This window comes from Actinomadura geliboluensis (assembly GCF_005889745.1).
In the GTDB taxonomy this organism is placed as follows: domain Bacteria; phylum Actinomycetota; class Actinomycetes; order Streptosporangiales; family Streptosporangiaceae; genus Spirillospora; species Spirillospora geliboluensis.
The window spans coordinates 1-9,528 of the sequence record NZ_VCKZ01000350.1; the positions used below are offsets into that span (position 1 = coordinate 1).

11 protein-coding genes are annotated in these 9,528 nt (G+C 72.4%); 2 read left to right on the forward strand and 9 right to left on the reverse strand.

The window, feature by feature from the left end:
* Positions 1–780, forward strand: a 780-nt coding sequence (locus ETD96_RS45250) for a hypothetical protein (RefSeq protein ID WP_171069370.1), incomplete at its 5' end; no start/stop codon positions are given.
* 95 nt (positions 781–875) lie between these two features.
* On the opposite strand, the gene ETD96_RS34075 is transcribed toward ETD96_RS45250, so the two are convergent.
* The 7 genes from ETD96_RS34075 to ligD (ETD96_RS34105) all read right to left on the reverse strand — a co-directional run bounded on the left by ETD96_RS34075 (position 876) and on the right by ligD (ETD96_RS34105) (position 6,093).
* Positions 876–1,175: a GlsB/YeaQ/YmgE family stress response membrane protein gene (locus ETD96_RS34075; protein ID WP_240808429.1), complete on the reverse strand. Its 300-nt coding sequence runs from the start codon at positions 1,173–1,175 to the stop codon at positions 876–878.
* Positions 1,176–1,288: 113 nt separating this feature from the next.
* Positions 1,289–1,522 carry a DUF3107 domain-containing protein gene (locus ETD96_RS34080; RefSeq protein ID WP_138640599.1) on the reverse strand — a complete coding sequence of 78 codons (234 nt, stop codon included), beginning with the start codon at positions 1,520–1,522 and terminating at the stop codon, positions 1,289–1,291.
* A gap of 133 nt (positions 1,523–1,655) precedes the next feature.
* Positions 1,656–2,285: a TetR/AcrR family transcriptional regulator gene (locus ETD96_RS34085; RefSeq protein ID WP_089326332.1), complete on the reverse strand. Its 630-nt coding sequence runs from the start codon at positions 2,283–2,285 to the stop codon at positions 1,656–1,658.
* Positions 2,286–2,498: 213 nt separating this feature from the next.
* Positions 2,499–2,693 carry a hypothetical protein gene (locus ETD96_RS34090; RefSeq protein WP_138640600.1) on the reverse strand — a complete coding sequence of 65 codons (195 nt, stop codon included), beginning with the start codon at positions 2,691–2,693 and terminating at the stop codon, positions 2,499–2,501.
* The gene (locus ETD96_RS34095; RefSeq protein ID WP_240808430.1) at positions 2,653–4,044 is read right to left on the reverse strand and encodes a dihydrolipoyl dehydrogenase family protein; all 1,392 of its coding nucleotides are present in this window, start codon (positions 4,042–4,044) and stop codon (positions 2,653–2,655) included. Before ETD96_RS34095 ends, ETD96_RS34090 begins: the two co-directional genes overlap by 41 nt.
* Positions 4,045–4,152: 108 nt before the next feature.
* A complete protein-coding gene (ligD, locus tag ETD96_RS34100; RefSeq protein WP_138640601.1) occupies positions 4,153–5,061 on the reverse strand; it encodes a non-homologous end-joining DNA ligase in 909 nt (302 codons plus the stop codon).
* 57 nt (positions 5,062–5,118) lie between these two features.
* Positions 5,119–6,093: a non-homologous end-joining DNA ligase gene (ligD, locus tag ETD96_RS34105; protein ID WP_138640602.1), complete on the reverse strand. Its 975-nt coding sequence runs from the start codon at positions 6,091–6,093 to the stop codon at positions 5,119–5,121.
* A 112-nt stretch (positions 6,094–6,205) separates the two neighbouring features.
* On the opposite strand from ligD (ETD96_RS34105), the gene ku reads away from it, so the two are divergent.
* Positions 6,206–7,105 carry a non-homologous end joining protein Ku gene (gene ku / locus ETD96_RS34110; RefSeq protein WP_138640603.1) on the forward strand — a complete coding sequence of 300 codons (900 nt, stop codon included), beginning with the start codon at positions 6,206–6,208 and terminating at the stop codon, positions 7,103–7,105.
* 9 nt (positions 7,106–7,114) lie between these two features.
* Here the strand turns inward: ku and ETD96_RS34115 are convergent, their stop codons facing one another.
* Together ETD96_RS34115 and ETD96_RS34120 are read right to left on the reverse strand one after the other, a co-directional pair.
* Positions 7,115–7,417, reverse strand: coding sequence for a hypothetical protein (locus ETD96_RS34115; protein WP_138640604.1), 303 nt, complete (start codon positions 7,415–7,417; stop codon positions 7,115–7,117).
* A gap of 100 nt (positions 7,418–7,517) precedes the next feature.
* Positions 7,518–9,528 (reverse strand): MMPL family transporter (locus ETD96_RS34120; RefSeq protein WP_138640605.1); only part of this gene is annotated, 2,011 nt, incomplete at its 5' end.

Below are 9,528 nucleotides of genomic sequence, written 5' to 3' on the forward strand. Positions count from 1 at the left end.
GGGGTGTACGCGGCGAGCACCGGCGACGAGGCGTCGCGGGTGGAGCGGCCCCCGGTCCTCCAGGTGCGGCCCGTGTCGTTCACCCGGACGACGAGCGGCCCCTCGACCCGGGTCACGGCGCGGGTGCCGCAGCTGTCCGGGCTCCCCGGCGGGCTGACGGCCAGGGTGAACGCGCTCATCCGGGAACCGGCCGAGCGCTGGGCGGAGAGCGCCGGATCGGACCTGGCCGCCTTCCTGCCGAGGGACGACCCCGCGAACCCCTACACGGGCAAGGTCGAGTACGACGTGGGCCTCAAGGGGCCGAAGCTCTTCTCCGTCCGCTACAGCTTCAGCGGGACGGTCATGACGCGGAACACGCCCGCCGTGCAGGTGGTCACCGTCGACCTCACCACCGGCCGGGCGCTGGCGAGCCGCGACTTCTTCCGCCCCGACGCGCTGACGGGGCCGCGCATGAGCGCCCTCACACGCCTGCTGGCCGAGTACGGCCCCGGGCACGGCTCGCTGTGCGGCGAGGGCCCGTTCTGGGACTCCGAACGCCGCCAGTACGTCGACACCCCGCCGTACGCTCGGGACCTGACGCCCACCCTGGTGAACGAGGGCGTCCTGCACATGCTGCCGACGCGCCAGGGGATCGTCTTCTACCCGCCGGTGTCGCGGATGGGGTACTCGATGGCGTGCGGGCGGCAATGGCGGCCGTTCGACATCCCGTACCGGCGCCTCGGGCGGTACATCAGGCCGGACGTCTTCCGAGCGGCGGGCGCGGCCGTTCCCACGCCCTGAGCCACTCCGGGGCCCGGAGCCGCGAAGGCCCCCGCCTCGCGAGGCGGGGGCCTTCCACGGAGTGCCGGGCGCGCGTCACCTCGCGCGCCGCGCGGTCAGAACGTGCCGCGGCGGGTGCGCCAGGTGCGCTTGCGGCCGCCGTGCCCGCGCGTGTTCATGCCGGTCAGCGCCGCCACCCCGAGCGCGGCGATCACGACCGCGAACACGAAGGCGATGAGGGTTCCCGCGCCGAGTGCGTCCGCGACGACACCGCCGAGGACGGCGCCGGCGACCCCGATGAGCAGGGTCAGCAGAACGCCGATCGGGTTGCGGCCCGGAACGAGCAGCCGGGCGAGGGCTCCGATGACGGCACCGACGACGATGAACCAGAGGATCGTCGTGAGCATGTCGATCATCCATTCCTTCTCCGTGGGCCGGGACGGCCCGTGAACGGTGATCGGTATGCCCGTTATGTCAGGTTAAAACAAAACGCAGGTCAAACGCCCCGCCGGCCCGCCGGCCGGGGCCGTCACGCGTACTGCGTGCCGAAGCCCACGCTGCGCTGCTCGTCCTCGGAGATCTCCAGGTAGCCGACCCGGGCGGCCGGGATCACGATCCGCCCGGCCCGCCGGTCCTTGAGGACCAGCACGCCGTTCGGCTCGTGGAGCGCGTCGGAGAGCGCCTCCGTCACCTCGTCGGCCGACTGCGCCGTGTCCACCACGAGCTCCTTGGGAACGTTCTGCACCCCGATGCGAACCTGCAACGCGCTGCTCCCGTCGTCCGTCTGCGTCCCCGCCGACCGCCGGCGGGGTCTCTCCCCCGATGGTCGCACGGAGATCACCCGGCGCGCGGGCAGTCGGTTGTGCCGAGGGTGAACGCCCCGTCCCGCGCCGGGGTCAGCCCTGGTCGGTCGTGCGCGGGAAGCCGGAGATGCCGCGCCAGGCCAGCCGGGCGATGATCTTCTCGGCGGTGTCCTTCGGGATCGCGCGGTGCTGGGAGAGCCAGAACCGGGCGCTGACCTCCGCCATGCCGACCAGGCCCATGCCGAGCAGGTGCGCCTCCTCGGCGGGGGCGTTGGTGTCCTCGGCGATGACCTGGGCGATCATCTCCGCGCACTGCTGGTTGGCGCGGTCGACGCGGGCCCGGACGGGCGCCACGTTGCGCAGGTCGGACTCGAAGACGAGGCGGTAGGCCTCGCCGTCGCCGGCCACGAAGTCGTAGAAGGCCTGCATGCTCGCCTGGACGCGCAGCTTGTTGTCCGTGGTGGACTCCAGCGCCTCCCGGACGATCCTCACCAGGTTCTCGGCGTGCTCGTCCAGCAGGGCCAGGTACAGCTCCAGCTTGCCCGGGAAGTGCTGGTAGAGCACGGGCTTGCTGACGCCTGCGCGCTCGGCGATCTCGTCCATCGCCGCAGCGTGGTACCCCTGCGCGACGAACACCTCCTGGGCCGCGCCGAGCAGCTGCCTGCGGCGCGCCAGCCGCGGCAGCCGCGTACCGCGGGGGCGGGCGTCCGGGGTCGCGGTCACCACACTCTCCGATCACCGAATCGTCGCGGCGGGAGGGGGTCGTCCGCCGCGTGTGGACAATCACATCATCCTACGCGCGAGTAACTCCGTCGGGGACATTCTCGCCGCGGCGGCGTTCCTTCGCGCAGGTCAGTGTATTCCCGCCGGGGCGGGCGCCACCCCGCACCGATCTTTTTCGAAAACCTTGTTACCTGTGGCGCGGACCAACGCCGGTCACCGGTAGTCGTCCTCGTCCACCGGCACCTCGCGCCGCTGCTCGGCGGCGTCGGCCTCGTTCGCCTCCTCCGGCAGGGGGGCGGCGGTGCCGGGGCCGTCCACCGTCTCGTCCAGCGCGGCGCGCTGCTCGGCGGCGTCGGCCTCGTTGGCGTCATCGGGCGCCGGCCGGTCCAGGTCGTCGGTCTCGCTCATCTCGGTCCTCCTCCGAAGTCCCGTCGCGGCGCCACCGCTCCGCCAGCTCCCGCAGCGGCGCCTCGACGGCCTCGCCGTAGGTCGGGAACGCGTGGACGACGTCGGCGAGCAGGCTCAGCGGCGTCTCCGCGCGGATGGCCAGGGCGATCTCGCTCATCCACTCCTCGGCATGGCGGCCGGCCGCGGCGGCGCCGACGAGCAGCCCGCGGGAGCGGTCGGCGTACAGTTCGACGCGGCCGCGCTCGTCGGCCTCCACCGCCGCCCGCGCCGTCGCGGCGAGGTCGTACCCGGCGGTGAGGAGGTCTATGCGGAGTTCCGCCGCCCGCGTGGGCGAGATCCCGACCGAGTAGACGGAGGGGGAGGTGTGGACGACGCGGGGGATCGCGCGGTAGTCGGCCTCGCGGCGCCGCCCGAGGAGGTTCGCCAGCACGATCTGCGCCTGGTAGCGGGCCGCGTGCGTGGTCCGCGCGATGCCGGTGACGTCACCGGCCGCCCACACACCCCCCGTGCTGGACGGCACCCGGCACGTCTCGTCCACGGGGACGCCTTCGCCCGGGGACACGGCGATGCCGAGGGTCTCCAGCCCGAGGCCCTCCACGCGGGGACGGCGCCCGGCGGCGACGAGGACGCGGTCGGCGTCGAGCGTCCCGCCGTCCGACAGCCACAGCCGCACGCCGACGTCCTTGCGCTCGACGTTGCCGACGGCGGCGCCGAGCCGCAGGTCGACGCCCATGCGGCGCAGCGCGTCCGCGACCACCTCGCCGGCGAACGGCGCCTCGGCGGTCAGCAGCCGCCCGGACGCCTCCACGACCGCGACCTGCGACCCGAACGCCGCGTACACCTGGGCCAGCTCGCAGCCGACCGGGCCGCCGCCGAGGATCACCAGCCGGCGCGGCAGGTCGGGCACCGACAGCGCCTCCGCGCTCGTCCACAGCGGGACGTCCGCGAGGCCCTCGACGGGCGGGATCACCGGTTCGCTGCCGGTGCAGACGACGAGGTCGCCGTAGCCGTGCACGGCCCCGTCCACCTCGACGCGCCCCGGTTCGAGGACGCGGCCGCGGCCGCGCAGCACGGTCACGCCGGCCTCGGCCATCCGCGCGACGGCGGGATCGTCGCCGCGGCGTCCGGCCAGCTCGTCGCGGCGCGCCAGCGCCATCTCCCAGGTCTCGCCGCGCCGCGCCGACAGCAGCAGCGACTTCGACGGCACGCATGCGAAGTACGGCGATTCTCCGCCGACCAGGCGGTTCTCGACGAGCGCGACGTCCCGGCCGGCGCGGGCGAGCCCGGCCGCGACCAGTTCCCCCGCCGTCCCGCCGCCGAGGACCACGGCGTCGTAGTGGTTCTGCGACAACTGCTCTTCCTTCCGCCCCGCTCGGTGTCCCCGCGTCCATGGTGGCGGAATCCGATCCCGGAGCGTGCCGGTTCGAACACATAGGGCACGCAAATTGGGGCGGGAAGGTCAGGGGAGCGGGCGGTGGTCCTTCAGAAGCGGCGCCAGGAGGTCGCCGTGCTCGTCCACTCGCTCCAGCGCCTCGCCGGGGGAGAACACGAGGTCCGCGGCGTCCTCGCAAGATTCGAGCTCGTCCCACGTGACGGGCGTCGAGACGGACGGGCGGCTGGCCGCGCGCAGCGAGTACGGCGCGACGGTCGTCTTCGCGGGGTTGTTCTGGCTCCAGTCGACGAAGACCTTGTCCTTGCGCAGGCGCTTCTCCATCTTCGCGACGACCAGGTCCGGGTGCTCCTTGGCGAGCCGTTCCGCGATGCCCTTGGCGTACTGCGACGTCCGCTCGGCCTCCTTCGGCTCCTTGATGGGGACGTACACGTGCAGGCCCTTCTTGCCGCTGGTCTTCGGGTACGCCTGCAGGCCGTCCTCACCGAGCAGTTCTTCGAGCAGAAGCGCCACCTTGCACGCCTCGACGATCGTCGCGGGCGGGCCGGGGTCGAGGTCGAAGACGAGGAGGTCGGGGGTGTGCACCTTGCCGCGCGGCCCCACCTTCCACTGCGGGACGTGCAGTTCCAGCGCCGCGAGGTTCGCGCACCACACGAGCGTGGGCAGGTCGTCCACCACGATGTAGTCGAGGGTCTCGCGGCCCCGCGTGCTGCCGGGGCTCGGCACGGTCGCGGTGCGGATCCAGCCGGGGGTGTGGGAGGGCGCGTTCTTCTCGAAGAACTTGCCGCCGTCGACGCCGTCCGGCCAGCGGATCCGGGTGGCGGCGCGGTCCTTCAGGTGCGGCAGCATCACCGGGGCGATGCGCGCGTAGTAGTCGATGACCTCGCCCTTGGTGAACTCCGGATAGAGGTTCTTGTCGAGGTTGGACAGCGAGAGCTGCTGCCCGTCCACCTCCACTGTGGTCTTCTTGCCGCTCATGCACCGCCTCCGGCGGCTCCCGTACGGCCCTGTCCGGCGTGTTCGGCGCGCGCCGGTCTACTGCTCACTCGTGACCTCCAGGGGGTCCTTGTCGTCACGCAGGCCCCTCCAGGACGGGAAGCGGAGGCGTCCGTCCCGGGTGCGGGCGCTGTAGGCGACCTCCCCGACGAGTTGCGGCTCAACCCATTGGGCGTCTTTGGCGAACTCGCGCGGGACGGCCTCGTCGTAGGGGCTCGTCGGACGGCGCAGCGGCCAGAGCGTCTCGTACAGCTCGTCCAAGGCGCGGTCGGTGAAGCCCGTGCCGACGTGGCCGACGAACCCCAGCATGCCCTTCACGTCGTACTCGCCGAGTAGCAGCGACCCCACTCCGCCTTCGCGCCGCCCCTTGCCGGGCTTCCACCCGCAGACGATGACCTCGCGCGTCATGAAGTTCTTCACCTTGCGCCAGAAGTCGACGCGCCGCCCGGGCCGGTAGGGGGAGTCGAGCCGCTTGGCGAGGACGCCCTCCAGGCGCTGCTCGCGGGTGAAGGCGAGTAACTCCCGCACCTGCGTGGCGTCGGCGCCGTGCAGGTACGGGGGGACCTCCACGGGGCCGGTTCCGGCCAGGTCCAGGTCGGCCAGCAGCGACCGGCGGTCGGTGTACGGCATGTCGTAGAGGAGGTGCCCGTCGAGGTACAAGACGTCGAAGACCACGTACCGGACGGGGACGAGGCGGATCAGCCGGGCGTCGGGGTGCTCGACGTGCATCCGCCGCTGGAGGCGCTCGAAGCTCGGCCGCCCCTCGTCGAAGGCGACGACCTCGCCGTCCAGCACGACGTCGTGGTCGGGCAGCAGGTCGGCCAGGGCGGACAGCTCCGGGTACCGGCCCGTCACGTCGCCGCCGCGCCGCCCGCCGGCCCGGACGCCGTCCGCCGAGACGTGCGCCAGGACGCGGACCCCGTCCCACTTCAGCTCCAGGCCCCAGCGCTCGCCGTCGGGGGGCAGCTCCCCGGTGGCGGCCATCATGGGCTCGACGGGCCACGGCATGGTCATACCGGCGTCTTACCCGGTCCCGCCGCGCAGAAAAGGATCAACGGCTCGTTCTGGCGCAAAACGCGGGAGGTTGCGACGCTAGGAGCGGGAACGTGCTGGGTAAGGACGGATCATGCGGAGTATCTGGAAGGGCGCGATCTCGTTCGGGCTGGTGACGATACCGGTGAAGCTCTATTCGGCGACCGAGCAGAGGGACGTCAGCTTCCACCAGGTGCACCGGGAGGACGGCGGGCGCATCAAGTACAAGCGGGTCTGCACGGTCGACGGCGAGGAGGTGCCGTACTCCGACATCGCCAAGGGCTACGAGCTGCCGTCCGGCGAGATGGTCATCCTCACCGACGAGGACTTCGCCGACCTGCCGCTGTCGTCCAGCCGCCGGATCGACGTCCTGCAGTTCGTGGAGCAGGAGGAGGTCGACCCGATCTACTTCGCGAAGTCCTACTACCTGGAGCCGGACGCGCAGGGCGCCAAGCCGTACGTGCTGCTCCGCGACGCGCTGGAGAACTCCGGGCAGGTCGCGGTCGTGAAGGTCGCGCTGCGGCAGCGCGAGTCGCTCGCCACGCTGCGCGTCCGCAACGGCGTGTTCGTGCTGGAGACGATGCTCTGGCCGGACGAGGTCCGCACCCCCGACTTCCCGTTCCTGGACGAGGACATCGAGATCCGCAAGCAGGAGCTGTCGATGGCGACCTCGCTGATCGAGTCGATGGAGGGCGAGTTCGACCCGTCGGAGTACAAGGACGCCTACCGCGAGGCCCTCCAGGCGGTCATCGACGCCAAGGTCGAGGGCCGGGAGGTCACCCGGCCGGAGGAGGCCGAGGAGGAGCCCGCCGCGGACCTGCTCAGCGCCCTGCGCGCCAGCGTCGAGGCCGCCAAGAAGAGCCGCGGCGAGAAGGACGGCAAGGCCGCGTCCGGCAAGGGGGCGGCCGCCAAGAAGCCCGCCGCCCGCAAGGCGCCGGCCAAGTCGGGCGCGAAGAAGGAGCCCGCCAAGAGCCGGAGCCGCAAGTCGGCCTGAGCCCCGCCGTCAGTTGTCGCGGCGGGCGGTGAGGACGCGGCCGAGCAGCGCCGCGGTGCCGGACGGGTCCGTGCACGGCGCGATCCGCTCGCCCCAGCCGTAGAAGTAGGCCCAGGAGCCGCCGGGGCCGTCGGGGGCCGCGATGACGCTCTCGTTGATCCGGCGCATGTGCGGGTCGGCGACGAGCGCGGACGGGCGGCGGCCGGCGGGCGCGGCGACCTCGACCGCCCAGCCCGCGGCCCGCAGGGCGTCGGTGAGCCGTTCCAGCTGCGCGAGTTCCGCCTCGGCGTCGATGATCACCCGCGTGGACATGGTGCCTCCCCAAGGGACATCCGTGTGCTGTGGTATGGGATCCGCCGGACGGGCTCCGTCGCGGTACGCGTCACGCGAGGCGGTGCCGGTGGAATGCCGTTCAGTCTCGCGCCGCCTCAAGGGGGACCACAAGCGGTTTCCGCAGATTGGTGACCGGCGCTTCACGGATTCCGTACCTGCCGTAGAAGCGGGACAGGGGCCCGGGAGCCCACCAGTTGGCGCGGCCCATCAGCCGCATCATCGCCGGGACGAGCAGGGCCCGCACGATCGTCGCGTCCACCAGGATCGCGACCGCCATCCCGACCCCCACCATCTTGATCATCGTGATGCCGGACGTGGCGAACGCGCCGATCACGACGATGAACAGCAGCGCGGCACTGGTGATGATCCCGCCGGTGCGCTGCATGCCGGCGGCGACGGCCGCGGTGTTCGAGCCCGTCCGGTCGTACTCCTCGCGGACCCGCGACAGCAGGAACACCTCGTAGTCCATCGAGATCCCGAACAGCATCACCAGCATCAGGATCGGCATCGCGGGCGCGATCGCGCTCATCGGGGTGAAGCCGAGCAGGCCGGACAGGTGGCCGTCCTGGAACATCAGCACGACGGCGCCGAAGGTGGCCGACAGCGACAGCAGGTTCATCACGATCGCCTTCAGCGGCAGCACCACCGACCCGAACGCCAGGAACAGCAGCAGGAACGTCGCGCCCCCGACGAGCAGCGCCAGCCACGGCAGCGTGCCGCCGAGCCCGCCGACCTCGTCGACGACGTCGGCGGTGGCGCCGCCCACGTGGACCTGCGCGCCCGGCGGCGCCGGCGCGTCCCGCACCTTCTGCACGAGTTCGCGCGCCGTGTCGGAGTAGGGGTCGGCGTCGTAGCGGACCGCGATCCGCGTCGTCGTGCCCTCCGATCCCGTCACGGTGGCCCCGGCGGCGCCGGGCAGCGCGGCCAGCCGGTCGCCGAACGCGTCGATCGCGGCCCGGTCGGACGTCCCCGTGACGATCGCGTTGACCGGGGTGGTGGCGTTGCGCGGGAACCGCGTGTCCAGGGCCTCGGCGACGGCTCTGGCGTCGGTGCCGGCCGGCAGCGCGGCGGCGTCGACGCCGCCCCAGTTGATGCGCAGGAACGGGGCGCCGAGCGCGAGGAGCAGCGCCACCGTGGCCACGACGTAGACGACCGGGCGCCGCATGACGCTGTGCGCGAGCCGCGCCCACCAGCCCCGGGACTCCCCGCGCCGGCGCCACAGCGGCAGCGCGTCGACCTTCGGGCCGAGGACGGCGAGCAGCGCGGGCAGCACCGTCAGCGCGCCGAGCATGCAGACGAACACGGTCGCGATGCCGCCGTAGCCCATCGAGACCAGGAAGTTCTGGTCGAACAGCAGCAGCCCGGACAGCGAGATCGCGACCGTGACGCCGGACACCGCGACGGTGCGCCCGGCGGTGTTCATCGTCGCGGCAAGGGCGTCCTCGACCGAGGCCCCGTCCCGCCTGAGCTCCTCCCGGAAGCGGCTCACCACGAACAGGCCGTAGTCGATCGCGAGGCCGAGCCCGAGGAACGTCGTGATGTTCACCGCGAAGATCGACACGTCGGTGGCGTACGCCAGCGCGTGCAGCGCGGTGAACGAGCCGAGGATCGCGAACCCGCCGACCAGCAGCGGAAGGCCGGCCGCCACCAGCCCGCCGAAGATCAGCACGAGCAGCACGAGCAGCACCGGCATGGCGATGGCCTCGGCGCGGGTGATGTCGGAGGTGACGCGCTCGTCGATGGCGGCGGAGGTCGCGACCGGCCCGCCCGCCTTCGCGGTGAGCCCGCCGCCGACCTCGGTCAGCTCGTCCTTGATCGCCTCGTAGGAGCTCGTCCGGGCGGCATCGTCGGCCCCGGCCATTTCGAGCACGGCGTAGGTGGACGTGCGGTCACCGCTGACGAACTGCGGGGCCTTGGTCGTCCAGTAGGTGCCGACGGAAGTGACCTTGTCCTTCGGCAGCGCGCCCAGCGCCCGCTCGACCGACGTCCGGTAGGACGGATCATCGACCGTGGTCTTGCCCTGGTAGAGGACCACCACGTCGGCGGCGTCCCGTCCGAGGGCCTGCTCGGCGATCCGGGTGGCCCTGGTG

Bases quoted from the DNA above. Each gene is read 5' to 3' on its own strand.
- ETD96_RS34075 (WP_240808429.1), bottom strand. From the start codon at position 1,175: ATGATCGACATGCTCACGACGATCCTCTGGTTCATCGTCGTCGGTGCC.
- ETD96_RS34090 (WP_138640600.1), bottom strand. From the start codon at position 2,693: ATGAGCGAGACCGACGACCTGGACCGGCCGGCGCCCGATGACGCCAAC.
- ligD (WP_138640601.1), bottom strand. From the start codon at position 5,061: ATGAGCGGCAAGAAGACCACAGTGGAGGTGGACGGGCAGCAGCTCTCG.
- ligD (WP_138640602.1), bottom strand. From the start codon at position 6,093: ATGACCATGCCGTGGCCCGTCGAGCCCATGATGGCCGCCACCGGGGAG.
- ku (WP_138640603.1), top strand. From the start codon at position 6,206: ATGCGGAGTATCTGGAAGGGCGCGATCTCGTTCGGGCTGGTGACGATA.
- ETD96_RS34115 (WP_138640604.1), bottom strand. From the start codon at position 7,417: ATGTCCACGCGGGTGATCATCGACGCCGAGGCGGAACTCGCGCAGCTG.